This is a genomic window from Oenococcus kitaharae, assembly GCF_025758695.1.
Lineage (GTDB): Bacteria > Bacillota > Bacilli > Lactobacillales > Lactobacillaceae > Oenococcus > Oenococcus kitaharae_A.
In genome coordinates, this window is the sequence record NZ_JANJQP010000001.1 from 346,601 (window position 1) to 371,244 (window position 24,644).

Annotated in this window: 22 protein-coding genes and 1 other RNA gene; 8 read left to right on the forward strand and 15 right to left on the reverse strand. The window is 43.9% G+C overall.

Going from position 1 to position 24,644, the window contains the following annotated elements; translation table 11 throughout:
• Nucleotides 1-21: 21 nt before the first annotated feature.
• The 5 genes from NRF22_RS01780 to uvrC are packed head-to-tail and all read right to left on the reverse strand — an operon-like array spanning nt 22 to nt 6,552.
• A complete protein-coding gene (locus tag NRF22_RS01780; protein ID WP_007746406.1) occupies nt 22-549 on the reverse strand; it encodes an adenine phosphoribosyltransferase in 528 nt (175 codons plus the stop codon).
• Complete coding sequence (gene recJ / locus NRF22_RS01785) at nt 539-2,407, reverse strand: single-stranded-DNA-specific exonuclease RecJ (RefSeq protein WP_263778943.1); 1,869 nt, start codon at nt 2,405-2,407, stop codon at nt 539-541. The genes NRF22_RS01780 and recJ overlap by 11 nt, the downstream gene beginning before the upstream one ends.
• On the reverse strand, nt 2,400-3,380 hold the full coding sequence (rnz, locus tag NRF22_RS01790; protein ID WP_263778944.1) for a ribonuclease Z: 981 nt from the start codon (nt 3,378-3,380) through the stop codon (nt 2,400-2,402). The genes recJ and rnz overlap by 8 nt, the downstream gene beginning before the upstream one ends.
• A 7-nt stretch (nt 3,381-3,387) precedes the next feature.
• Entirely contained in the window at nt 3,388-4,704 is a 1,317-nt protein-coding gene (gene obgE / locus NRF22_RS01795) for a GTPase ObgE (protein WP_263778945.1), read from the reverse strand.
• Nucleotides 4,705-4,722: 18 nt separating this feature from the next.
• Nucleotides 4,723-6,552, reverse strand: coding sequence for an excinuclease ABC subunit UvrC (uvrC, locus tag NRF22_RS01800; RefSeq protein WP_263778946.1), 1,830 nt, complete (start codon nt 6,550-6,552; stop codon nt 4,723-4,725).
• 38 nt (nt 6,553-6,590) lie between these two features.
• Between uvrC and NRF22_RS01805 the strand changes: the two genes are divergently transcribed.
• Nucleotides 6,591-7,277, forward strand: a complete 687-nt coding sequence (locus NRF22_RS01805; protein ID WP_263778947.1) for a DUF1361 domain-containing protein — start codon at nt 6,591-6,593, stop codon at nt 7,275-7,277.
• 14 nt (nt 7,278-7,291) lie between these two features.
• A complete protein-coding gene (locus NRF22_RS01810; protein ID WP_007746394.1) occupies nt 7,292-7,453 on the forward strand; it encodes a hypothetical protein in 162 nt (53 codons plus the stop codon).
• Between the two features lies 1 nt (nt 7,454).
• Here NRF22_RS01810 and NRF22_RS01815 read toward each other — a convergent pair whose 3' ends face one another.
• Nucleotides 7,455-7,859 carry a MarR family winged helix-turn-helix transcriptional regulator gene (locus NRF22_RS01815; RefSeq protein ID WP_007746389.1) on the reverse strand — a complete coding sequence of 135 codons (405 nt, stop codon included), beginning with the start codon at nt 7,857-7,859 and terminating at the stop codon, nt 7,455-7,457.
• Nucleotides 7,860-7,967: 108 nt separating this feature from the next.
• Between NRF22_RS01815 and NRF22_RS01820 the strand changes: the two genes are divergently transcribed.
• Nucleotides 7,968-9,608, forward strand: a complete 1,641-nt coding sequence (locus tag NRF22_RS01820) for an NFACT family protein (protein WP_263778949.1) — start codon at nt 7,968-7,970, stop codon at nt 9,606-9,608.
• Nucleotides 9,609-9,649: 41 nt separating this feature from the next.
• Here the strand turns inward: NRF22_RS01820 and NRF22_RS01825 are convergent, their stop codons facing one another.
• From NRF22_RS01825 to NRF22_RS01835, 3 genes are read right to left on the reverse strand one after another with little or no spacing between them, the layout of a single operon-like run.
• Nucleotides 9,650-10,555, reverse strand: coding sequence for an RluA family pseudouridine synthase (locus tag NRF22_RS01825; RefSeq protein WP_263779270.1), 906 nt, complete (start codon nt 10,553-10,555; stop codon nt 9,650-9,652).
• On the reverse strand, nt 10,530-10,946 hold the full coding sequence (locus NRF22_RS01830; protein WP_263778951.1) for an EbsA family protein: 417 nt from the start codon (nt 10,944-10,946) through the stop codon (nt 10,530-10,532). Before NRF22_RS01830 ends, NRF22_RS01825 begins: the two co-directional genes overlap by 26 nt.
• A gap of 23 nt (nt 10,947-10,969) precedes the next feature.
• On the reverse strand, nt 10,970-12,100 hold the full coding sequence (locus tag NRF22_RS01835; RefSeq protein ID WP_263778952.1) for a THUMP domain-containing class I SAM-dependent RNA methyltransferase: 1,131 nt from the start codon (nt 12,098-12,100) through the stop codon (nt 10,970-10,972).
• Between the two features lie 141 nt (nt 12,101-12,241).
• Between NRF22_RS01835 and NRF22_RS01840 the strand changes: the two genes are divergently transcribed.
• On the forward strand, nt 12,242-13,945 hold the full coding sequence (locus NRF22_RS01840) for an FAD-dependent oxidoreductase (protein WP_263778953.1): 1,704 nt from the start codon (nt 12,242-12,244) through the stop codon (nt 13,943-13,945).
• 57 nt (nt 13,946-14,002) lie between these two features.
• On the opposite strand, the gene rnpB is transcribed toward NRF22_RS01840, so the two are convergent.
• Nucleotides 14,003-14,376: RNase P RNA component class B (rnpB, locus tag NRF22_RS01845), an RNA gene on the reverse strand.
• 118 nt (nt 14,377-14,494) lie between these two features.
• Between rnpB and pepF the strand changes: the two genes are divergently transcribed.
• Both pepF and NRF22_RS01855 read left to right on the forward strand, forming a co-directional pair.
• Nucleotides 14,495-16,291, forward strand: a complete 1,797-nt coding sequence (gene pepF / locus NRF22_RS01850; protein WP_263778954.1) for an oligoendopeptidase F — start codon at nt 14,495-14,497, stop codon at nt 16,289-16,291.
• Nucleotides 16,281-16,862, forward strand: a complete 582-nt coding sequence (locus tag NRF22_RS01855; RefSeq protein WP_263778955.1) for a C39 family peptidase — start codon at nt 16,281-16,283, stop codon at nt 16,860-16,862. The genes pepF and NRF22_RS01855 overlap by 11 nt, the downstream gene beginning before the upstream one ends.
• Nucleotides 16,863-16,873: 11 nt before the next feature.
• Here NRF22_RS01855 and NRF22_RS01860 read toward each other — a convergent pair whose 3' ends face one another.
• Complete coding sequence (locus NRF22_RS01860; protein WP_007746375.1) at nt 16,874-17,440, reverse strand: DUF1273 domain-containing protein; 567 nt, start codon at nt 17,438-17,440, stop codon at nt 16,874-16,876.
• Between the two features lie 22 nt (nt 17,441-17,462).
• Here NRF22_RS01860 and recU point away from each other — a divergent pair, with 22 nt between their 5' ends.
• Complete coding sequence (gene recU, locus NRF22_RS01865) at nt 17,463-18,065, forward strand: Holliday junction resolvase RecU (protein ID WP_007746374.1); 603 nt, start codon at nt 17,463-17,465, stop codon at nt 18,063-18,065.
• Nucleotides 18,058-20,553, forward strand: coding sequence for a penicillin-binding protein (locus tag NRF22_RS01870; protein WP_263778957.1), 2,496 nt, complete (start codon nt 18,058-18,060; stop codon nt 20,551-20,553). Before recU ends, NRF22_RS01870 begins: the two co-directional genes overlap by 8 nt.
• A gap of 45 nt (nt 20,554-20,598) precedes the next feature.
• On the opposite strand, the gene NRF22_RS01875 is transcribed toward NRF22_RS01870, so the two are convergent.
• The 4 genes from NRF22_RS01875 to NRF22_RS01890 are packed head-to-tail and all read right to left on the reverse strand — an operon-like array spanning nt 20,599 to nt 24,641.
• A complete protein-coding gene (locus tag NRF22_RS01875; protein ID WP_263778958.1) occupies nt 20,599-21,300 on the reverse strand; it encodes a DnaD domain-containing protein in 702 nt (233 codons plus the stop codon).
• Nucleotide 21,301: 1 nt separating this feature from the next.
• Nucleotides 21,302-22,609 carry an asparagine--tRNA ligase gene (gene asnS, locus NRF22_RS01880; protein ID WP_263778959.1) on the reverse strand — a complete coding sequence of 436 codons (1,308 nt, stop codon included), beginning with the start codon at nt 22,607-22,609 and terminating at the stop codon, nt 21,302-21,304.
• Between the two features lie 18 nt (nt 22,610-22,627).
• Complete coding sequence (locus tag NRF22_RS01885) at nt 22,628-23,140, reverse strand: hypothetical protein (RefSeq protein ID WP_263778961.1); 513 nt, start codon at nt 23,138-23,140, stop codon at nt 22,628-22,630.
• Nucleotides 23,141-23,180: 40 nt separating this feature from the next.
• On the reverse strand, nt 23,181-24,641 hold the full coding sequence (locus NRF22_RS01890; protein ID WP_263778962.1) for an exonuclease domain-containing protein: 1,461 nt from the start codon (nt 24,639-24,641) through the stop codon (nt 23,181-23,183).
• Nucleotides 24,642-24,644: the final 3 nt, after the last annotated feature.

Consider the following 24,644-nt stretch of genomic DNA (forward strand, 5'->3'; position numbering starts at 1 on the left):
CCTGATGGCTGGTTTTATTAATCAATATTCCAATAAAGCGATGAACGGGATGTTTTCTGTTTCCATGATTTTTTCGCGGCCGTGCAGATCTTCGAGTTCAATAAAGAATCCGCAACCGACAACGATGCCGCCTAATTGTCTAATGAGGTCAATCGTAGCTGTAATCGTACCACCAGTCGCCAAGAGATCATCGACAACGAAAACTCTCTGTCCCGGTTTGATTGCGTCAACATGCATCTGCAGCTCGCTGTGGCCATATTCCAATCCGTAACTGGAACTAACTGCTTTGCGCGGCAGTTTGCCATATTTTCTAGCCGGTACAAAGCCAATGCCCATCTCGTAGGCCATCGGAGATCCAATCACGAATCCTCGTGCTTCTGGACCAGAAATAATATCCGGTTTTAAGGGGCTGGCGAAATTAATCAGCTGATCAATTGCTTGCTTGTAGGCAGGACCGTTACCGATTAGTGGATTGATGTCGCGAAACATTATCCCCTTTTTCGGAAAATCCGGTGTGGTCGCAATATAATCATGTAAATCAATATCCATTTTCAGCTCGCTTTCGATATGTGTCAGACTCAGATAATTCAGCATGCCTTGCTTTTGGATTAACAAAAACAACGCCATTAACAATTTTAACAAATCCTAATTCCAAAAAAACTTTTTGATAGAAATCATTTGGTGAATAAGTCACATTTCTTGTTGAAAAATAGCTATAAATGCGAGCGAAAACGCTTCGATCTGGAACCGCCTCTTCACTACGAATATCATTGGCGATAATCTGCAGTGTCTGATGGTTGCGCCATTCATTGACCGAAAGTGTCCCCACAATGGCAATTGCTTCGCCAATTTGTAATTTGCCAATCAGATCCGGGCGGTTGAAAAATAATATCTCACCCTGAAAATCACTCACAGTCAGCTTGAAATGCTTTTTGTCAGCACCAAGAATTTGGATATTCTGCAGGTGAAGATGCTGAAATTCAAAAACAGGTTCTGGATTTTCCTGGCCAAAAGGCGCTAATTTCTCGAGGCGCTGATAGGCGGCTAGCGAAACCTGCTTGGCATCAATATCTGCATCAAGCAGGATTTTATCTTTCGGAAAATCAAAGCTGGTGTCATTTAAAATATGATCCAATCTGGGTAAATCAACTGCTGGCAAACTGAGGCCCGCTGCTTGTTTGTGCCCACCAAAAGACAGATATAAACTCTTGCCTTTTTCCAGTAATGTATAAAGATCAAAATCACCGCAGCTCCGGCCGGATCCCTTGGCAACGCCATCTTTAATTGAGAAAACGAGTGCCGGACGGTTGAATTGTTGGGCTAAACGGCCCGCAACAATGCCAATGACCCCTTCGTGCCAATTCTCACCAGCAGCAACGATCACATCGGAACGGTCCATATGTACTTGTTTTGCAGCGGCCTCATAAACTTTATCGGACTCAGTCCGTCTTTTCTGATTACAGCGTTCAACTTCTTTGGTCAGTTTTGCAATCATAGTTGGATCCTGGCTTGTTAACAACTCAACACCCATAGAGGCATCAGCCATGCGTCCGAATGAGTTCAGCCGCGGCGCAATTTTAAAAGCAATATCCTGAGCAGATAAATGTTTAATGGGCAAGGCCGCCTTTTTCATGATGCTTTGCAGTCCTGGATTGCTGCCGGATTTCAGCAAGGCAATCCCTTTTTTGATCATGGCACGATTTTCACCTAATAAGGGCATCACATCAGCAATCTCTCCAATTGTTGTCAGTGGCAGATACTTCTCCGCCTTCTCCGGCCCAATCAAATAGCTGGCGATCTTGTATGCAAGGCCAGCAGCTGAAAGTCCTTTGAAAGGATAATCGGGAGACAGGTCAGGATGAATAATCACTTTTGCATTCGGCAGCTGATCGGGAATCTGATGGTGATCAGCAATCAAGACATCGACACCTTGCGAATTAGCCAGATCAACAGCTTGGTTGCCGCTGATACCATTATCAATTGCAAAAATAACTTGAGCCCCTTCGTCAATCAAACGCTGATAAACAAGCGGATTAGGGCCATAGCCATCTTTGAATCGATTTGGGACATAGTAATCAGTTTTGGCACCTAAGGATTTCAGCAAATCATATAAAATGGCCGTACTTGTCATACCGTCCGCGTCATAATCGCCATAAATGACAATCTGTTCGTGACGGCTGATGGCCAAATCCAACCGTGTCTTCAGCTGCTCGATTTGTGCCAATCGGCTAGGCGCAATCAAATCGTCTGCGTCTGCAGCCAAAAAATCATGAATATCACTGAGCGTAGAAAAACGGCTGGCCAAAATCCGGCTGGTCACTTGATCGAATGAAAAATGCGTCATCACCGCATTTTCAAACTCGTTGTCGACTGTTTTTTTGACCCAAGGATATTGATTATCAAGCATGAGCTTTAACCAATTTCTCCGTGACAGGGACCTTAGCAGGAATCGGAAAGACAGCTAAGTCGTGAGCAAGATCTGTGTTCTTAAAAACAGCTCTGGCCTCATCCAATAAATTATCAGCGGCTCTGCCCAAGTAGCGTGCCGAAATATGCGTCAAAATTAAATGTTTAGCCTGAGCTTTTTTCGCATTTTCAGCCGCTTGGACACAAGTGGAATGGCCGTGTTTTTTGGCCATGGCTGTGTTTTGTCCATCATAGGTCGATTCATGAACCAGCAGGTCGGCGTTTTTGGCAGCTTCAATGATTGCTGGGTTGGATTTAGTATCCATAACAATTGTCACAATCCTGCCAGGCCGATCAGGCCCGATGAAATCAGCACTTTTCAACACGCGACCGTCGGGCAGGCTAATATCCTGGCCAGCTTTAATTTGTCCAAACAAGGGACCGGATTTTAAGCCAAGGTTTAATAGCTTAGCCACCTGAAGTTCGCCGACCGCGTCAGCTTCAACAATCCGATAGGCATAATCTTCAATGCCGTGGTTCATCGCAAAAGCCGTTACTGAAAATTGTTTATCTTGAAAAACAACGCCTGGATGCACCTCGACAAAATCCACGCGGTACTGCAGACGGACTTGTGCTGCTTTCAGTGCAGAAAAAACGTATTGCCGCAAACCAGTTGGCCCATAAATGGTCAAATCACTGGGACGGCCCTGATCAATTGCTTCGGATCCTTGAAAATTTCGCGAAGTCAAAAAACCCGGCAGACCAAAAATATGGTCGCCATGCATATGACTGATAAAAATCTTCGTGATCTTGCGCGCTCTTGTATTTGATTTTAATAATTGATGCTGCGTGGCTTCACCGACATCAAACAGCCAAACTTCATTTCTCTCGTCTAAAAGACGCAGCGCAATTGACGTGACGTTTCGTTGTTTACTCGGTTGTCCGGCACCTGTTCCTAAAAATTCTATTTCCATATCTTAATTACTCATCAAACTCAAAAGAAAAATCCGCACCGTCAATGTAAACCATATCGCCGTCTTTAGCACCACTTTGCCGCAAGCGCTCATCAACACCAAAGTTGCGCAGTTGGCGCGCAAACCTGCGCAGCGATTCATCGGTGGTCTTATTGGTCATCTTAGCCAGCTTGCTAATGCGATCGCTCACAATCACCCAATCATCGCCATCCTGCTCGATTTGAAAATCAAATGCCTTGTCATCTTTGAATTCATAAAGCTTTTCGCCACTTTGATTCTCGGCATCCTGATTGGTTTTTGCAATTGTCTTAGGTGTCCGATCCAAAAGATCCGCGACCTTCAACAATAACTGGCGCGTTCCCTTCTGCATCGCAGAGGAAATTTCTTCGACAGGCTGATCAATATCATGTGCAGCTAAATCTGCCTTGAACTGCTGCAGATTAGCCTGTGAACTCGGCAGGTCCATTTTTGTCGCCACGATGATCATCGGGCGCTGTAAAAGAGCCGGGTCGTAAGTCACCAGCTCATGATTAATCTGCTGGTAAGCTTCAAAGGGCGAGATACCCAAACCGGATTCTTCACTCATATCAATCATATGCAGCAAGACACGCGTGCGCTCAACATGCCGCAAGAACTCAAAGCCGAGACCAACACCTTTGGAGGCACCTTCGATTAACCCTGGTAAATCAGCAATTGTAAAATCTCGGCCGTCAGGTAATTGCACCATCCCCAGATTGGGATCAATCGTTGTAAAATGGTAGGCCGCGATTTTGGGCTTGGCTGAAGTAACGACGGACAAAAAAGTTGACTTGCCAGCGGATGGGAAACCAACCAGGCCAACATCTGCCAGAACTCTTAATTCCAGCTTAACCTTCAAAACCTGTCCGGGTTCGCCGTTCTCAGCTATTTCCGGCGCTGGATTGGACGGTGTGGCAAAACGCATATTACCGCGTCCGCCGCGTCCGCCTTTGGCTACCATAAAAGTCTGCCCGTTTTCTGTCATATCGGCCAGCTGCTGATTATTTTCTGCATCCGAAACAATTGTTCCAGTCGGTACCTTGATATACAAGTCATCAGAGGATGCGCCGGTCATGCCTTTCGTGCCGCCTTTTTCACCGTGTTTAGCACGAAAATGCCGGTTATATCGAAAGTCCATCAAAGTCCTTAAACCTTCATCGGCAATAAAATAGACATCACCGCCTTTACCGCCATCACCACCAAAAGGGCCGCCCAATGGAACGAATTTTTCATGACGAAAAGAGATGATTCCATCACCGCCGCTGCCGGCTTTTATTTCAATTGTTGCTTGATCTACGAATGCCATCTAATCTATTATACAGGTCTATTCTTTTTCAAATTTTCGCTTTGCCTTGACAAAGACTTTTTTATTCTCAGATCGTACCATAGCGGTCACAGAAACTTTGACCAAAGCTGCCGTCTTAGCGCCAATTCCCAGCGACTGCAATTCTTCTAGCGAGGCATCAGCGATCTTAGGCAGGGATCCGAAACGGCGCATTAGTTTAATCCGCGACTTCGGGCCGATACCGGCAATCTCATCTAAGCGTGAAGACAGATTCGTCTTTGTCCGCAACTGCCGATGAAAAGTGATCACAAAACGATGCACTTCATCTTGGATACGCTGCAGCAGATAAAAGCCTTGCGAATGCGGGTCCAAAAAAAGATGCTCTCCTTGTGAATTCAGTAAATCAGCCGTTTGATGCTTATCGTTTTTAACCATAGCCGCAACAGGAATCTTAATATTCAGCTCTCTAAGTGCGCGTTCAGCCGCATGCAGCTGGATCTCGCCGCCGTCCATGAGAATCAAATCCGGGTACATCTGCCCCTCATCACGCAAACGCGTATAACGGCGCGTAATCACTTCAAGAGTCGCCTGAGCTTCGTCCTGCCCAGTCGGGGCCTGCAGCTTGTAGCGGCGATAAAGGTTTTTGTTGGGCAGGCCGTCTTCGAAAACAACTAAGGCCGAAACGTAATTAGTCCCTTGCGTACTGGAATGGTCGAAAGATTCAAAGCGATGGCCTTGCGGCAGTTTCAACGCATCTGTGATTTCTTTCATCGCACCCGTGGTTTTCTGCTCATTTAATTCCATCAGACGGAATTTGTCTTCCAAAGTGATACGGGCATTTTTTTCGGCCAAAGCCAGCAGATCGCGCTTCTCCCCCCGGGCTGGGACACGAGCCGGCACTTCCATCGTCTCTGTCAAAAGCTGCGTGTCAACACCCTTAGGAACAAGAATTTCTTTAGGTTTTTGCGCATTTCTCTGGCCGTAAAACTGCTGAATATAGGATTCCAATTCTTCTGTCGCCGAATCAACCATCGCAAAAGTCTCTTTTTGTTGGCGGAGCAGACGTCCCTGGCGTAGGAAAAATGTTTCAATCGTCATCCAGCCTTTATCCATATAGAAGTTAAACAGGTCGCGCGGCGTGTGATCGTTTTGCAGTACCCGTTGATTCTCGACCGTCTGGTCAATGAACTTCAAACGGTCGCGCAAATCAGCCGCCAGCTCATATTCCATGCGGTCTGAAGCACCCTTCATTTTCTTTTGAATGTCATGAATAGCTTTTTTTGTATCGCCATTCAGAAAACGTGTAATGGCAGACACATTCTTGGCATATTCTTCTTCGGGAACCTCACGAAAACAAGCACCCAGGCACTGTCCCATCGAATAATAGAGGCAAGGCCGGCCTTGAAAACCATTGCAGCGGCGGAGCGGATATGTGGACTCCAGAAAATGCAGTGTTTCAGAGGCCGCATAGACGTTAGGATAGGGACCGAAATAAGTTCCATGATCATGTTTTAACGTATTGGCTAAAATCAGGCGCGGGTCTCGTTCGTTTGTAATTTCGATATAGGGATAAGAGCCAGAAAACTTCAAACGAATATTAAAATAAGGCCGATAGCGCTTGATCAGCGTATTTTCCAACAAAAAAGCTTCTTTATCGGAATTGGTCACAATAAATTCAAAGTCATGAATGTTGGCAACCAATTCAGCCGTTTTGCCTGTGTGCTCGGATTTGAAATAAGACCTGACACGATTCTTCAGATTTTTGGCCTTGCCGACATAGATAATTTTGTCATTCCTATCCTTCATTTGATAGGAACCCGGCTGATCGGGAAGCAGTCTTAATTTTTGTTCGATTAACTCGGAAGCCACGATAAAATTATAAACAAATCTAAGTTAGAATGAATTTAATGTTAAATGAGTTAAAAAACAAACGTAATTACCGCCTCACCTTTGGCCTGATTTTTACCTATCTGGTGCTCTGCGTTGTTGCCTTCTTTTTTGCGGATTATATTCCGCTTGTGCGTGCATATCTATGGAATATTTTCCTCGCTTTGCTGCCACTGGTTTTCGCACTGATCATTGATTTTCTCCATGACCACAAAGCACCCTTTTTCATCACCTTGATTGTTGGGCTGGCCTGGCTGTTCGTTTTTCCAAATTCACCCTATATGATCACAGATCTGGCTCATTTAAATCTCTACCGCGTCTCTTATGGCTTGAATATCTCCACTTTTCATTCGGCCTGGTTTGGTGTTTTATTTGCCACTTTTTCAATCATTACGGGCGTATTGATGGGGATGCTATCTCTTTATATTGTCGATGAAATTATCAGAAAACGGTTTAATACACCGTTGGCCTGGCTGTTTTCAGTGATTGTCAGCGGATTAGCTGGTTTTGGCATCTTTTTAGGCCGTTTTCCAAGATTTAATTCTTGGGATATTCTCAGAAGGCCGCGCTTTTTATTATCCAATATTCTCAGACAGCTCAACGAGCATACTTTAGGTTTTGTCATCTTGTTTGCCACAATGACATTAGCTTTGTACTGGCTGTTTTACTTAATTTTCAATGATGGGCGCAAAACAGATAAAATTTAATTAACGAGGTTGCCATGGCTAAAATTCAAAAACTAGAAAATGATCAATATAAAGAGTTAGAGAAATACTTTGTCATGCCTGAAGATAATGAACAGGCTGAGTTACGCAAGAAAGCATTGGGCCAAAAAGACCGTGTCAAGAAAACACGCCGCGTGGACGACAAAGAGAAAAAATAAATCAAAAAGAATTTTCAAGTTTCTCTAAAAGCTGCTCGAGCAGCGAGCGGTCGTTTTGATTCCAATTCTCAAAAGCCGCGGCATCCAGACGTGCCAATTCAGCAGCAATTTTCTTCACATCGTCCAAGCCCCGTTCAGTAACGGAGTAAATCAACTGGCGCTTGTCCCGTCCGGTCGCAATTTTATCTAAAAGGTCTTTATTGACAGCCGATTTAAGCTGTCGGCTCAAAGTTGAGGTATCAAGGCTGGTTGCCTGCGAAATTTTTTCCTGCGTATCCAGCCCAGACTCAATCAGCAATAGCAGACGGTGTTCTGCAATTGTCAAGCCAAAAGATTTCATCAATTTGACGAGTTTTTCTGTATATAGCGCATCCGCATTTCTTAAACTTTCCAAAGCTGTCTTCATAATTAGTCTTTGTATACTGCAACAAATTATAAACACTGATTTTGTACTATACAAGCGAACATAAAATCAATTTAAGAAAATCTTTGGACTTTGTTTTAGACTAGGTTTATGGCTTTTGATGGACTTTTTCTGCACGCGATGACAAAAGAATTGAATAAAGAATTGGCTGGCGGGCGGATTTCCAAGATCGCCTTCCCTTTCCCTTACGAAATTATCTTGACAGTCCGTTCTTTTGGCAAGAACCAAAAGCTGCTGCTTTCTGCACATCCCGTCATGGCGCGTGCTCAAATTACGCAGGTTGATTTTGAAAACCCGATTACTGCGCCGAACTTCGTCATGGTCTTAAGGCGTTACTTGCAAGGCGGCAAAATTATTCAATTCAAACAGGTAGAAAACGACCGTATCTTGGAGATTTTAGTTGCAAACGCTAATGAAATCGGCGACGCTGCTTCTTATCGGATTGTGCTGGAAATCATGGGCAGGCATTCGAACATTTTCTTGTTGGATGCCGAGAATAAAATTGTCGAATTAATCAAGCATGTACCGGCTTCTGAAAACCGTGTCCGTGTTTTAATGCCCGGTGCTCAATACGAGCGGCCGCCCAAGCAGGATCTGATTGATCCTTTTAAATCAAGCGAGTTTACTTCCAGCGACCCCAAAGTTCTTTTCCAGCATTACCAAGGCATGTCGGCTTTGTCAGCACAAGAAGCGGCGCAGGCGGCCTATCTGCCCGACTGGTTCAAAAAATTTGATCAGGCTGAGCCAACGATGACAAAAAATGGCAGTAAAAGCGAATTTACCGTTTTCCCATACCAGACACTGACCGGGGAGAAGAAACAGTTTTCACTCCTGTCAGATCTCTTGGATAATTTTTATGCTGAATCAGCCAACGAATCCCGCGTGCATGCATTATCGTCTCAAATTGACCAGGTTGTTAAAAACGAACTGCATAAAAACCGCCGTAAGCTCACAAGGCTGAATGGTGATCTGATGAAAACAGATCAAGCCGAAGATGACCGGATTAATGGCGAACTTTTAACCGCCTTCCAACAGCAGGTCACACATGGTGCAAACACCGTCACGCTGAAAAACTATTATAACGGCCAAGACAGAAAAATCCAGCTGGATCCAAAAATTTCTGCTAATGCCAATGCCCAAAAATACTTTACTAAATATCAAAAACTGAAAAAATCAGTTAAACATCTCAATGAGCAAATCACTCTAACTTCGGCCGACCTGAATTATTTTGAAACGATTGACGAACAGCTCAAAGACGCCTCTCCCAAAGATCTTGACCAGATTAAACTTGAATTAGTCAACCAAGGCGTTCTCAAAGACAAAAAAGCAAACAAGAATCCAGCCAAGAAAAGAAACAATGCCGCCAAACCGGATCAGTTCCTTTCCGGTGACCAAACAGCAATCGAAGTTGGTAAAAACAATTTCCAAAATGACGAACTTAGTCTAAGACGTGCAAGAAAAGACGAAATCTGGCTTCATGTTCAAAAAATACCCGGTTCTCATGTGATTATTCATTCTAGCCAGCCGAGTGAGCAAACTCTAGTCGAGGCCGCTGAATTGGCCGCCTATTTCAGCAAAGCCAAGCACTCCGCCAATGTGCCAGTCGATTATCTGCCAGCTGGAAAATTGCATAAACCCAATGGTGCAAAACCAGGATTTGTGATTTTTGAAGGCCAGCAAACGATTTATGTTACACCAGACGCAGAATTAGTAGAAAAATTAAAAGTTTAAAAAACGTTAATTCCATTGTCCTGCAATTGAATTAACGTTTTTTAATGCGACATATTTCTCAATTTTGTCAGCATATTTTGAAACTCTTCAGGTAAAGTTGCCGTGAATACAAGCTCTTTTCCTGTGTGTGGTTGCGTTAAAGCCAGGCTTGCTGCATGCAGGAATTGGCCCTTTCCTGGCAATGTTTTTTTTGGGCCGTATAGCGGGTCTGCCGCGACTGGATGGCCGATAAAAGCCATGTGTACTCTAATTTGATGGGTGCGGCCAGTCTCTAAGACGGCCTGAATCAAAGCGAAGTTGTCAAACTGTTCCAATACCGTAAAATGTGTAACCGCTTCTCGCCCGCCGGCAACAACGGCTTGTTTTTGACGGTTCTTAGGATCACGGCCAATCGGTGCATTAATTGTGCCGCTTTTTTCGGAAAAGCGGCCATGTACAATCGCGAGATATTTTCGTCCTGTTTTATGTAATTTTAATTGTGCGGATAATTTTTCGTGGGCAAAATTATTTTTTGCAACCATTAAAAGGCCGCTTGTATCTTTATCAATACGGTGCACGATCCCGGGACGAAATTCGCCGTTGATTGTTGACAGAGGTGCGTGAGCCAAAAGTGCATTAACCAAGGTGTGGTCAGCGTGTCCAGCACTTGGGTGCACAACCATCCCGGATGGTTTGTTGACAACCAGCAGATCATCATCCTCATAAACAATATCAAGCGGTATGTTTTCAGCCGTTAAAGATAAGGGCTTGCTTTGGGGAAACGTGACCTGAATCTTGTCGTCAGGGTTTACTTGATACTTAGAAGCGCGGCTTTCCCCGTTTACTGTGACGTAACTTTCTTTAATTAGCTGATCAATCCGGCTGCGGGAAGCATCGGCAATTTTCTCGGAAAGGACTTTGTCCAAGCGACCCTTCTCATTTTTAATTGTGACTGTCAGTGTTTTGATGGTTTTGCTGCTCGATTTTCTGGAAATAATTGATCGCTTTTTTGCTGGTCCAAATTCGGTAATGCTGATCTTCAAAATTGAATTCAACTAGTCTTTTCTTTAAGTCCAGCCGCGTGATCACCAAATTCTTAATATCAATCTCTAAATCATTACCGACAAAAATGCTTTGAAACAAAATATGGTCATCATCGATCAATAATCGTAAGCGTAGAAAATAGAAGAGCAGAGTCAGCACAAGTACTGCCCAAACAACAAAAGCCGTGAATGCCAGACGTGAAAATTCCAGCTGGACAATCAGAGTGATGAAAACAAAGATACCCAGCCAAATGAGACTCATCTGGCCTTTAAAATTTAAATCCTGGTAAAAAGTAATTAGACGCTTCTTTTTCATTGTGTTCATTATAAAACAAACGCTTAGCGAATTTTTTTGCCCCAAAACTGGTAGAGGTCTGTCCGAATTGGGCCGTTATATAATTTACGTTTTTTAGTTGCGCGCTGACCATAAAAATGTTCAAAATCTTCATCGCTAGTGAGGATATATTTGCTCCAAGTCGGCATATTATTATAAATCTCACCCATCTGCCCATAAAGCAACCGTGCATCTTCCAACTCGCCTAAACGCTGGCCATAGGGCGGGTTAGCAACGATAATGCCGTTCAATTTATCAGTGGACCAATCCTTGACGGCTAGCTGCTTAAAGGTGATGTCGTTATAAAGGCCAGCCTTTCTCGCGTTTTCCTTGGAAATACGGATCATGTTGCCGTCAATATCGTATCCGCTGATATCTAGTTCTTGATCATAGTGAGCAAGGCTGTCAGCTTCATCACGCACATCGTCGCTGATTTTTTTGTCAAACCAGCCCCAATCTTCAATTTGGAAACGGCGATTCATGCCCGGAGCGATATTTTTACCAATCAAGGCTGCTTCGATTGGAATTGTCCCTGAACCGCAAACTGGGTCAACAAAAGGATTGTCGATAAACCAATTAGTAAGCAGTATCAAAGCTGCGGCAAAATTTTCCTTTAACGGTGCACCACCATGTTCAGTCCGGTAGCCGCGTTTAAACAAAGATTCACCGCTGGTATCAATCATAATCCGGACATTATTTTTATCGATTCGAATATCAATACCAACATACTGACCTGTTTCCGGCAAGTCGTCATGTCCCGTCTGAGCTCTTAAAGCTTCAACAATTGCCTTTTTCGTGATTCGCTGAATGTCCGGCACACTAAAAAGCTGTGAATCATGGCTGTGTGCTTCAGCGACCGGAAATTCATCATCCCAATTGATAAATTCGCTCCAAGGCAGAGCCTTAACTGATTCAAATAAGTCGTCAAAACGCAAAGTATGAAATTCGCCGACTAAAATTTTGACACGATCGGCCGTTCGCAGCCAAAGATTTGTTTTTAAAATATCCCGCTGCGTGCCGGAAAAACGAACAAATCCGTTTTCCGTCCTAGTTGCATAGCCTAAATTTTTCAGTTCTTTAGCAGCCAGAGATTCAATCCCTTGTCCGCAAGTCGCGATTAAATTAAAATTATCCATCGCCTTATTCTACTCGATCAGGGCAACAGTTAAAAATAGACTCTTATTTTTTGTTAAAGGGTCTCGGATGTTGTCAGCAGAATTCAAAAAAATATATTCAAAGATTACAATTTAGGTATCAGCTTTTTGGGGGTTTACAGCTTGGCAAATAAAAAAATTGTGATTGTTGGCACGGGTTTTGCGGCAGTGTATGCTGCCAAAAAATTAGCAAGGCATTTTAAAAAACATTCAGGCATCGATCTGATCATCATCAGTCAATCCTCTGATCTGGCCTCTTTTGCGACCTTACGCGGTATTGCCACCGATCGCCTCTTGGTCGGTAAAAGCGGTTACGATCTGCAAAACATTTTTCATGCCGGTAAGAATGTGCAAATCGTCACGGACCAGCTTTTGTCTGTCGACTTTGCCAACAAGAAAATTATCACCAGCAACGGCCCCCTTAGTTACGACTTTTTGATTTTATCAGCTGATGACGCGTCAGAAAAAGAGCCGGTACCGGGAATTAGCCAGGCCGCTTTTCGCCTGACAAACACTGACCAGGCTCTCAGTCTGAGAAACAATGTACAGACAAGCATTCATTTGGGTGCTGTTGCCACTGACCTGGAAAAACGCCGTTCGCTGCTGTCTATTTCTGTGATCGGAGCCGGTTACGAGGGTTTGCAGATCATGGCTGATTTAATCAATTGGCGAGACAGACTGGCTTTAGAAAATAAAATCGATCCTACTGAAATTCAGCTGTCATTAATCGATAAACAAAAAGATCCGCTTGATCGTTTTCCGGAAAAACTGAATCAAAAAATCAACACCTATCTGAAGGATAACCAGGTCAGGCTTTTATCAAACGCTGAAATCGTCTCAGCCGGCCCGGGTTATGTTGATTTATTCGATGGCAAAAAGCTGTTTGCCTCAACTGTCATTTGGTCCGCCGATGATCCGAATAATTGGCTGAATGGCATTTTTGGCTCGCAATCGAGCAATGCCGGCCATGTCTCAATCAAGCCCACAGGCCAATCCTTAGCTGACCCTGCTATCTATGTCGTCGGCAGTCATGCCAGCATTAATGACCAAGGCGACAATCAAGAACCATTGTCGCTGGCTGGCGACGAAATCGCTATCCAGCAATCTGTTAAAACAGTCGCGAAAAACGTCGCATCAGCGATCAAGCATAAAGACAAGCTTCGGCTAATGAAAGATAAACCGGTTCAGCAAACACTGTCTTTAAAAAAGAAGCTGACTATCGCGACAACAAAAAGCGGCAAACAAATATCCGGATTGCATGCACGCTGGATACAAAAAAGAAATGTTCTCGCCTTTTTCTTACATATCGGCAGCTTTTATTATCTATGGCATTGGCTGACTAAAAAGGCCGTTAATCGAAACATCCTTCAAGGAACCAGACATGCTGTGTGGGGATTGGCAGCACGCCTATTTCTCGCTTTAATTTGGCTGGTTGCCGGACTTAGTCTACTCGCTCAATCACAAACGGCACTAGCTGATCATTTACCGACATTTGTGCTGGGCGATTTTTTGCTGCGGACCAATTTTGATTCAGACTTGCATGCTGTTGTGACGATTTTGATCTTCACAATTTCAGTCAGTCTATTCTTAGGATTTTTCACATGGCTCTCGGCTCTGTTTTCAATCCTACTGTTAGTCTTTTTAGTCCTGAATCACGCTTTTATCTGGTCATATATATGGGTCTTTCCGATGACACTGGCCATCATGAATGGATCCGGACGCATTTTAGGCCTTGATAAATATTGGCTTCCGTGGTTGGGTAAAACATACTATCGCCTGCGCTACGGCCGTCCCAAGCTGCTTTATCGAGATGAAAACATCAAATAACCTCTTGCGGGGCTTTTTTTCGACAAAAAAACCGCATTACTGCGGTTGCCTCGGCAAATCTATAGGCCATGTTATGTTCCGAATACAGTTGGCAGCCGTATTCTTCGACAATCATCTATCTACCGATATTTTGCAACATCGGTGTCAATTTTTACTTCATTTAGCTAAATTGACCGCCCCTACCAAAAGTTTGGGTTGCCCGCTTGCAGGGTTTACGTCGTCTCACTTCCCCAGTTTCCCGGTTCTTCGTCGCTATAGCACTTTTATAGGATAATCACGCATGCCGAAGTTTAGCGCTTTTTCCAGCCGTCGGATAACACGAATGCCACCCACCTTCGCTTATTAGGCTCGGTACAAAAACTCCAATCATCGCAGATCGGACGGGCATGGACCTTCCTCACGAGTCTTTCATCGCGCAATTGTCCGATTTGCCTTTATTAATTATACACGTGCCTGTTCATCCGCATCTTTTTTTGTGATTGTTTCTATTTGGTGCAGTGAGCTTTCGTGCTAGACTTTTCATAAAAGTTTTAGGAGGAAGTAAGTTAAATGGCTGAATTAAAAGCACGTTCGGAGTTCGATGAGAAAGAAAAATGGGATTTACGGCCTTTGTTTGCCGATGAAAATGCCTTTTTGAGAGAAATCAGCGACAGTCTGGACCAGATCAACGAATTCAAGAAAAATTTTCAAGGGCATTTGGACACTTTCGATGATTTCGATAAAGCCTTAAAAATTTATGAACAGATTGCAATTGATATTGATCATATTGCGAACTATGGTTTTATGCCGCAGACCTCAGATTTTTCCGATGAAAAATACGGTGAAATCGCGCATGCTGCACAGGATTACACGACCAAAGCAAGTGTTGAGCTCAGCTTTTGGGATGATGCACTCGTCAAAGCTGATGACAGTGTCCTAGATGAGATTGGCCAAAATCCAAGGTACGCGGCCTTGCTTCGACACACGAAAATCACAAAAAAAACATATCTGGGTGATGCTGTTGAAAAGACTATTTCTAATTTGCAGAATGCTTTGAATACGCCTTATGACGTATACACAAAACTGCGTGCCGGCGATTATCATATGGCTGATTTTATGGCTCATGGCAAGACATATAAAAACTCATTTGTTACCTATGAGAACTTCTATCAGAATGATGCCGATGCCGAGATTCGAGAAAAGTCTTTTCGCTCATTTTCGGCTGGCTTGAGCGCCAATGAAAATGCTGCTGCAGCAGCCTATCTAAATCAAGTGATTAATGAGAAAACCTTGGCTACTATGCGCGGGTATGACTCGGTTTTTGATTATTTGTTAGCACCTCAGGAAGTTGACCGCAGCATGTTTGACCGCCAAATCGATTTAATCATGAATGATTTTGCGCCGGTCGCTCAAAAGTATTTAAAACATGTTGCCCAAGTTAATCATTTATCCAAAATGACTTTTGCCGATTGGAAACTGGATCTGGATCCTGATTTGAATCCTGAAGTCAGCATCGAAGATGGCTATAACTACGTCATGAATGCCACTGCCCAATTGGGCGATGAGTACACGGAGACAATCAAGCCTTTCTTAAAAGACCGCTGGGTGGATTTTCCAGCCAACATAGGTAAAGATTCTGGTGGTTATACGACCTTCCCCTATGGCACACATCCCTACATTCTAATGAGTTGGACTGGGCGCCTGTCAGATGTCTATACATTGGTACATGAAATCGGCCACGCCGGGCAAGGCAGCTTGTCAGCCAAGAATCAAAGTTATTACAACTATGAACCTTCGACCTACTTTGTCGAAGGCCCCTCGACTTTTAACGAATTGCTGCTGTCTGATTATTTGGAAAATCAATCAGATGATCCACGGACAAAACGTTTCGCCCTGGCTCACCGCTTAAGTGACACTTATTTCCATAATTTCATTACGCATCTAACTGAGGCCGCCTTCCAGCGCGAAGTCTACACGCTGATTGACGAAGGCAAATCCTTTAATGCCGATCGTTTGAATCAGATTATGAAAGGCGTTTTGTCTAAATTCTGGGGCGATGCAGTTGAAATTGATGATGATGCAGCTTTGACTTGGATGCGCCAGGCTCACTACTACATGGGCCTTTATTCTTATACCTATTCAGCTGGCTTGACGATCTCGACACAAGGCTTCATTAATTTGAAAAAAGATCCCGAAAAGGGCCGCAAAGCTTGGCTGAATTTCCTGAAATTAGGCGGTTCTAAAGCGCCAATCGAGGCTGCAAAAGTCGCCGGAGTTGATGTCACTACGGATGCTGCTTTGAAAAACACGATTCAATTCTTATCTGATACCGTTGATCGGATTATTGCTTACACAGATGAAATCTAGTTGGAAAAATACACAACCGGGAGAGGAAAAATATTTCGTCCTCGGGGTTGAAAACATTGATCAAAATGCCTATTCAGCTATTAACGGTTGTGAAGCAGCTAGTTTGCTGGCTGCTTTGCACTTTGTCGGCAAAGCTCGTGAATTTGATTATCCGGCTTTTTTAAACACGATGCCGATCGATCCGGACGGCAATCCTTATAAGGGTTTTGGCGGATCGCCTTTTAAAAATATGCCCGGCAAGTTAGAAGCAATATTTATCGATCCCTTAGTCAGATGGGGCTCTCTTTTTGGATCGTTAACAGCGTTGCCAGGCGCCGAACTGAATGATTTATTGAAAATTGTAAAATTCGGATGGCCGCTACTGACCTATGTTTCGATTGGCTTTGCACCTTTTGGTGAAGAAGATTTTTCATTCGGCCATGAATTGACAAATAACCATGCCGTCGTCCTGGATGGTTATTCAGAAAGCTATGTGCATCTGTCCGACCCGATTGATGGTCAATATTGGCTGTTAAAAAGTCGTTTTAAAGAACGCTATGATGTCAGAAAATGGGCAGTCAAGATCGCATAAAACGTTTTTACCTACCATTCTCTGCGTTCTTCTTCCATCTCCTCCGAAAGGTCAGTCAGCATATCGAAATCAATCAATTTTAAAGTATAGTCAGGATGTTTACCCTGGTATTCTTTGATAGCTTTGTAATCGTAATCAGCTTTGCCCGTATTCTCCGGGTCATAGACCATTAAGGCTTCGTCTGTGTGTGTCAGCATAAACTGCTGGAAATTGCGCAACTGAATCGGGCTCTTATAGCCTTCCTGAGTTAGTGACTGAGAAAAATCAACTTGGCTTCGCAAATTCAATAAAGCACTCTGATGTTCGGGGTTCCATTGCGAACCAAAGTCAGAAAAAGGCAGCATAATCGCGATTTTAAGTGTAGGAAAGGTCTTTTTTAAGTCAATGGCTGTCTCGCTGGCCCATTGTTCGACCCCTAACTGACCGCTTGTAATCAGCCATTCTAAGTCATTATTTTCGATTTCATCGACAAGATCATCTTTGATTGCACGCTTAACCACCTGAACCTTGGGATCCTGATCATTAAAAGCGCCGAGTTCAAAACTGCGATATCCTGTAATCCATAGGCGTTTTTTCATGCCTTTATTCTACAATTGTTGTATGATTAATTATCCCAGCGGCGTCAATCCTAAAAGATCGCCAAAAACGCAGGCAAGTAAAAATGTTTCCTATGGCAAACGCGGCATGGGACTCGAAGAATTGATCAACGAAGCTAACAGCTATTATCTCAGCAAGCATCTAGCTGTTATTCATAAAAAACCGACACCAATTACAGTTGTCCACGTTGATTACCCAGACCGCAGTATGGCTAAAATTACAGAAGCCTATTATGTACAGCCTTCCACGACTGATTATAATGGCGTCTTGGACGGCCATTATATTGACTTTGACGCCAAAGAGACAAAAAATAAGACCAATATGCCGCTGAAGAATTTCCATCAGCATCAAATTACTCATTTGAAGAATGTCCTGGAAAACGGCGGCATCGGTTTTTTCATTCTTGGTTTTACAACACGGTCTGAATTTTATCTTTTTCCGGCCTCGATTTTAATCAAAATTTGGGATGAAGCCTTGCGTGGCGGGGAAAAATCCGTCCCCTACAGCATCATTTCTCAGCAAGGATTTCAAATAAACAGTAAAATGATACCTAGCCTTGATTATTTACCGGCTTTGAAGCGTTTTCTAAAATATTTAAATGTCTGATAATTCTTACAATCCAAATAATTTTCACAATAATTACGATGGCAGAATCAGCGGCCCGAATGAGTCTGATCGTGATTTGAATCAAAATCCGATCAACGAAAAAGACGCTGAAAAAATGTTTCCTGATACTAATGGACGTCGGCCGATTAGTTTTGGCAGGAACAAAAATAAAAACGGCAGCTGGACTGCAAATGAGCCGAAAAGCAGCGATTTTCATTTCGATGCTTTTTCGCCGGCAGATCAGCCAGCAACCAGACCCGAAAAAAAAGCGAGTGCAAGCAATTTGAATAAATCAAGAAATGATCGACGCCGCCCCTCTAAAGGCCGTCCTAAAAAAAAGCGGTCAAAAATTAAACTTTTCGGTAAAATCGCTGCTTGGTGTGTCACAATTGCGGCTTTGGGAATACTGGCCGGTATGGCTGTCTTCTTTACCTATGCTGCCGGCGCCCCACCCATTACCGAAGCAGATCTAGCCTCTGAAAAATCAACCGGTTTTTACGACGCGCAAGGCAATGAGTTTTATCAGATGTCACAGCAGGAACGTGACTATGCTGATCAGTCTGAAATTCCTGAAAGCCTCATGCATGCGGTCGTGTCAATAGAGGACCGACGTTTTTACAAGCACCATGGTGTCGACCTCTACCGTACTGTCGGCGCACTTGTGTCAAACTTAAAGGGCAAACTGACAGGACAGTCAACAGGCCTTCAAGGCGGTTCTACTTTGACGCAGCAACTGGTCAAACTGTCTGTCTTTTCAACAAAAGCCTCTGATCAGACTCTGAAAAGAAAAGCTCAAGAAGCTTGGCTGGCCTTAAAAGTCGAGCGTAATTTTAGTAAAAACCAGATCCTGACTTTTTATATTAATAAAGTCCCAATGGGCAATGGTATCTACGGCATGAAGACGGGTGCGGAATACTACTTTAATAAGAGTTTGAAAGATTTGGACCCGGCTCAGACAGCTATTTTAGCCGGCATTCCGCGTTCACCTGTCTATTACGACCCTTACGTCTATCCGGATAATCTCAGAATCCGGCGCAACGAGGTACTAGCCAGCGAAGCACAGATGGGTTACCTGACCAAGGCTCAGGCCGATCAGGCAATGGCTGAGCCGATTCAGCAAGGGTTGATTCCTAAAGACCAGCATACGCAGGATTCGACAAGTTCTCACTTAATGGATAGTGCCTATATCAGTTCTGTTCTTAGTGAGGTGCGGCGCTTGGGATATGATCCTGAAAAAGACGGCCTGAAAATCTATACAGCTCTGAATCCGCGTTTGCAGCAGCGCCTGTATACGGTTTTAAACGGCGGTACCGGTGTTCCTTGGCAGAATGGCATTCAAGCAGCCGCTACAGTGACGAACCCTAAAAATGGCCGTGTTGTCGCACAAATTGGCGGCCGCAACAATACTGTGATGTTCGGCCGCAACCGTGCCGTCCAGACAAATCGATCTTCCGGATCAACAGCTAAGCCTATCGTTGACTATGGCCCAGCCATTGAGTACCTTAATTGGCCAACCTATCGAACTGTTCAGGATAACCATTACAAATATCCAGGAACTAATATTGATGTGCACGATTTTGACGGGCGTTTTCTCGGAAATATGACCATGAGACACGCCATTGCGATTTCGCGTAATATCCCGGCTATTCATACATTGATGGATGTCGGCATGCCCCGTTCATCAGAATTTTTGAACAAAATTGGTATTCCTTACAAACCAAGCCAGCTAACTGGTTCTTCGGCTATCGGTATTGATGTCTCAACTGAGCAGGAAGCAGCCGCCTTTGCTGCATTTTCAAATGGCGGTACTTACTACAAACCGCAATATGTCGAAAAAATCATTACGGCGGACGGCATTACCCATAGTTATGACAATCCAGGGGAAAGAGCTATGAAGGAATCAACGGCTTTCATGATGACCAACATGTTACAAGACGTGCCTGAACCAACTGGATCAGCCCCAGGTGCTTTAATTCCAGGTCTCTATCAAGCTGGAAAATCAGGGATTGTCGGCTATGATTCAGCTATCAACCAGCCATCAGGCGCAGAATCTGATGTGTGGTTTACAGGATACACAAAAAACCTGTCTGCTTCTTTCTGGGTTGGATTTGATGAACCGAACAAACCTGGGAATTACATCCCGATGTACTCTGAGTCCTCAATGCCCGAAAGAGCCTATCACGACTTCATGATTGTGGCTTCACAAGGTTATGAAAACACGGATTGGCAAGCGCCAAGTACGGTTCAGCGAGTTACACGCGGCGGTATTACGGAATACGAAGTCAAAGGTGCTAAATGGAGCAATGGCGGCTTGCCAAACGCATTCCAGAATACACCGTCTTCTTCGTCTTCTAGCGCACCAGTCGTCGTAGTCACACCGCCTGCTTCTAGTTCCAGCAGTTCGTCGTCATCCAGTGATTCATCGAGTTCGAATTCGACTAGTTCATCAAGTTCTTCCGGTTCAGGGTCAACGCCACCGGGACCTTAAAAAGAATAAATAAAAAGTCCGCTTTCTGCGGGCTTTTTTTAATACTTATTCGCCAATTTTTTTCAGGGGAATTTTGATAGTCGGGCTTTTTTTAGTTTGCGGCAGTTTGGCTCCGTGTGGCATCTCAGCAAATTGCTGACGATGATGCAGGTTATCAGCTTGAGCCTGTGCTTTTGTCTGCACGTGGCTGTTCTTCCAATTCAGGAGTATTTTTTCGATATAACGCAGATTTAATATCTGAGAATTAACAGCCTGGCCTAGGGCCGTAACGATTAATTCAGGGCTAAATTTGTCCTTTTTCAGCCATTCAGAAATGGTTTGCAGTTCCATCGGTGTCAGTAGACGACCAAACTCGCGTTGGAAAAGCTGATAAAGCTGTTTTTTTGTCCCCGTTTGATCCAAGCTATTGTCCAGTGAAGAGAAAGCTGCCGTATCGTCAGCCCCACTACCAATGAGTTTTTGAAATAAATTCGTGAAATCATAGGCATCATTGTCCGCGGACAAAGCGATGAAGTGATGCGTCAGCAGTTTTTCAATATCGCGCTGAACAGCCTGCTGAGAAAAATTCGTCCTCGCCGAAATACGCTGAGCATCCGGGAGTGCCACACCTTCTTTTTGAAAAGCCATTAATTGAATCAAGACAACAAAATCCTCATTGCTGAGACCGAGCTGATGGTAGTTTTGAAACAGCCTCAATGGGATTTCGACGTTGCCTTGAGCCAAGAAATTTTTTAGTCCGTCGTCCATATTAGGGATGCAAACGATTCAGGGTTCTTGGGAACGGAATTGTCTCACGAATATGGTCTTCACCGGCCACAAAACGAATAAAGCGTTCCAGGCCCAGACCAAATCCGGAATGCGGCACAGAGCCGTACTTCCTTAAGTCAAGATACCAATCGTATTCCTTTAAGTCCAAATGCTGATCAATCAGGCGCTGTTTGAGATAATCATAATCGGTATCCCTTTCAGAGCCGCCGATAATCTCGCCATAACCCTCAGGAGCCATCAAATCAGCCGAAATCACGACATCATCGCGTGTCGGATGACGTTTCATGTAGAAAGCCTTGATAGCTTTAGGAAAGTTCACAACGAAGAAAGGTGTCTTGTAGTAGTTAGCCAAAAAGGTCTCTTCCGGCGAACCAAAATCGACACCCCATTTGATATCAAAGTCATTGTCCTGCAGCAGTTTGACGGCGTCGTCATAGCTGACACGCGGAAAAGGCAGCTTTGTGTAACTGCGTAATTTGTCGGCATCACGGCCCAGCATTTCTAGTTCAGTCTGGCAATTGTCAACAACTCGCTGAATCAGATAAGCAATCATCCGTTCCTGAACATCCAAAGACTGTTCTTGGTGCATCCAAGCCATTTCGGCATCAATCATCCAAAATTCAGTCAAATGGCGGCGCGTGGAAGATTTTTCTGCACGAAAAGTCGGCCCAAAATCATAAACCTTGCCAAAGGCCATTGCGCCAGCTTCAACATATAGCTGACCGGTCTGAGACAAATAAGCTGTCTGGTCAAAATAATCAACAGGAAAAAGCTCAGTAGTCCCTTCCGGCGCTGAATCGGTCAAAATAGGCGAATCAAATTTCAAAAAACCGTCCTGATAAAAGAAATCATAGATGCCACGAATAATTTCATCGCGAATTTTCAAAGTCGCATAGGGCTTTTGATGACGCAAATATAGATGGCGCTGGTCAAAAAGAAAATCAGTGCCATGTTCCTTAGGTGTAATCGGATAACCTTCCGACTCGCCGACCATGTCGATCGCGGAAACGGCCATTTCATAGCCGAAACTGCTGCGGGAATCTTCGTGAATCTCACCCGTCACATAAAAACTGCTCTCCTGCTTGAGATGCTCGGCTAATTTAAAAAGCGCCTCGTCCACATCTGCTGAAACGACGACAGCTTGCATAAATCCAGTGCCATCGCGCAGCTGGAGAAAAGCAATTTTTCCGCTTCCCCGCTTTTGTCTCAACCAGACACCGATTTTAACTGTCTGTCCGACAAAATGAGGGACATCCTCAATTCTGATAACTTTTATTTCTTCTGACATAAATGCTCCCTGAAAACACTATAAACCTTCGATCACACGATAAACCTTGCCGCTTTTCAAATCAATTGTCAGATAATTAAGCGACTGATTCTGTCCTTCATAACTCAATTCCAATACCGGCCGCTTTTTGTAAATCGATGGTGCGAAAGAATAAACGTTGTGGACACGGTATTTTTTGTAAATCCGATCCAACCGGCTGTTAGATACCTGCTGGCTCACTGGTATTCGGCGAACCAGCTTCTCTTTGCTATTAAAAATGACCAGATACTCTTTTCCTTTGCTATTATCGCCGTATATCGAATAATAATTGCCGTTGCGGTCCGACGCTTTATAAGTCCTAACACGTGTAATGCCGGCCTCAGATTGTGCCAAAGAGGAAAAACGCGTAGCATCATCTCTGCTAGGCAGCAGAATAATGAAAAGATAAACAGATATCAAAACCAGCAAAAAAATACCGATACCGACAATAATCGCAAGTCGGTGGGCTTTATTTGATCGTTCTGCATTTTGGATTGTCGAATAGTTGTTCAAAAGGTTTTGACTTAAATTATATAAAAAAACAGCGTGAAATTCATTGTTTCAAAGATAAAATCGTGGCAGCCAGATCCGGAAATTCCCGACTTGAATACCAATTTTTCAAATAATCTTTCGCCTGTGTAAACATAATACTCGTCTTATCGATGTTCCCAGCCAAATCAGCCAGATCAGAAACACCTTTATCGATATCGAATATCAAATAATCATAGTAGGACAGAAATTCATGCTTAGTCACGAGAAAACTCGCCAAATCGGTGATCGCGATATCCGGAAACTCGTAATCATGCGTGCCAGCTTTGAAATAATCAAAGGTATCCGGTGACGTCTGATCGGCAAATAGGCTGTACAAAGCTTCTGGAAAACCATTAACGATTTCATTCAAGTTGCCGCTTTTTGTCTCTGTCAGCCAGACCAGCAGCCTCAACTTGGCCAATTGTTTTGTCGGGCTGTCTTCAATCGCCAAAGCTTCCCTGAATTTGCTCAAGCTGATAAAATCTTTGCGGCTGATTGGGTTAGCAAACAAACTGCGCTTTTCTGGCATCAGCAGCTGGGATTTTTCAAACACGAGCTTTTTTCTTTGCGGGTCCTCTTCGATAATCAAGACTTTTGCGCGCTTTGCTGCCAACTTCTCTGCCAGCAGCAGATAAGCATTGCTTTTGCCAAAACGCGGACGCGAGAAGACAGAAAAAGTTTTTGAACTGCCCTTTTTGAGTTTGGAGAGAAAAATATTGGCAAAACTTTCCTGTCGGGGCCTTAAAACAGCTGTCACAGGTGTCTTGCGAGTCAAAAAACGCCGTTTTTCCGTCAGCCATGCATGCAGATCATCTGCCTTTGCCCGGTGTACTTGTAAAAGATCCAGTTCTTTATAGTGACTGCCCTTGAATTTTGGCTGGCCCTTAACCAGACTGAAAAGATTTTCCGTATTACCGATCAGTGTTGAAGATGAGACCGATAGATTTTTCAAAGTATTTTGCGAAAGTGATGCCATTCGGTCATGCAGTTTTAAAAACAATTGCGCCGTCGCATAAGCATCCTGATCGGCGCGGTGGTGTCTGGGAAGTGTGATGCCAAGATTTTCAACCAACTCGTCCAACTTATAACTTGGCATCGTTGGAAAGAGAATCTGCGCCAGTTGAACCGTATCGACTGATTCCAGACGCAAACGCCGCATCTTAATTCGCGAAAATTCACCATTCAAATAAGGAAAATCATAGTGAACGTTATGTGCAACAAAAACCGTGCCGGCCAGCTGCTCATGAATCATTAAAGCTAGATCCTCAAAATAGGGCGCATCTTGAACATCAGCGTTTTGAATCCCAGTCAGTTCGACAATCTGCGGCGGAATCCGGACGCCTGGATTGACCATGGTCTGAAAGTTATTGATGATTTTCCAATTTTGTACAAAACTAATGCCGATTTGAATGATATGGCCGCCCTCTTTGAATGGCGCGGTCGTCTCGAGATCCACAATTGCAAAAGTTGATTTTTCATCCATCTA

Coding starts and splice junctions, on each gene's coding strand:
- recU (WP_007746374.1), top strand. CDS start 17,463: ATGATTAATTATCCCAGCGGCGTCAATCCTAAAAGATCGCCAAAAACG.
- asnS (WP_263778959.1), bottom strand. CDS start 22,609: ATGTCAGAAGAAATAAAAGTTATCAGAATTGAGGATGTCCCTCATTTT.
- NRF22_RS01835 (WP_263778952.1), bottom strand. CDS start 12,100: ATGGATAATTTTAATTTAATCGCGACTTGCGGACAAGGGATTGAATCT.
- pepF (WP_263778954.1), top strand. CDS start 14,495: ATGGCTGAATTAAAAGCACGTTCGGAGTTCGATGAGAAAGAAAAATGG.
- NRF22_RS01890 (WP_263778962.1), bottom strand. CDS start 24,641: ATGGATGAAAAATCAACTTTTGCAATTGTGGATCTCGAGACGACCGCG.
- NRF22_RS01820 (WP_263778949.1), top strand. CDS start 7,968: ATGGCTTTTGATGGACTTTTTCTGCACGCGATGACAAAAGAATTGAAT.
- NRF22_RS01780 (WP_007746406.1), bottom strand. CDS start 549: ATGGATATTGATTTACATGATTATATTGCGACCACACCGGATTTTCCG.
- NRF22_RS01855 (WP_263778955.1), top strand. CDS start 16,281: ATGAAATCTAGTTGGAAAAATACACAACCGGGAGAGGAAAAATATTTC.
- NRF22_RS01875 (WP_263778958.1), bottom strand. CDS start 21,300: ATGGACGACGGACTAAAAAATTTCTTGGCTCAAGGCAACGTCGAAATC.
- NRF22_RS01870 (WP_263778957.1), top strand. CDS start 18,058: ATGTCTGATAATTCTTACAATCCAAATAATTTTCACAATAATTACGAT.
- recJ (WP_263778943.1), bottom strand. CDS start 2,407: ATGCTTGATAATCAATATCCTTGGGTCAAAAAAACAGTCGACAACGAG.
- obgE (WP_263778945.1), bottom strand. CDS start 4,704: ATGGCATTCGTAGATCAAGCAACAATTGAAATAAAAGCCGGCAGCGGC.
- rnz (WP_263778944.1), bottom strand. CDS start 3,380: ATGGAAATAGAATTTTTAGGAACAGGTGCCGGACAACCGAGTAAACAA.
- NRF22_RS01805 (WP_263778947.1), top strand. CDS start 6,591: ATGTTAAATGAGTTAAAAAACAAACGTAATTACCGCCTCACCTTTGGC.
- NRF22_RS01860 (WP_007746375.1), bottom strand. CDS start 17,440: ATGAAAAAACGCCTATGGATTACAGGATATCGCAGTTTTGAACTCGGC.
- NRF22_RS01815 (WP_007746389.1), bottom strand. CDS start 7,859: ATGAAGACAGCTTTGGAAAGTTTAAGAAATGCGGATGCGCTATATACA.
- NRF22_RS01830 (WP_263778951.1), bottom strand. CDS start 10,946: ATGAAAAAGAAGCGTCTAATTACTTTTTACCAGGATTTAAATTTTAAA.
- NRF22_RS01810 (WP_007746394.1), top strand. CDS start 7,292: ATGGCTAAAATTCAAAAACTAGAAAATGATCAATATAAAGAGTTAGAG.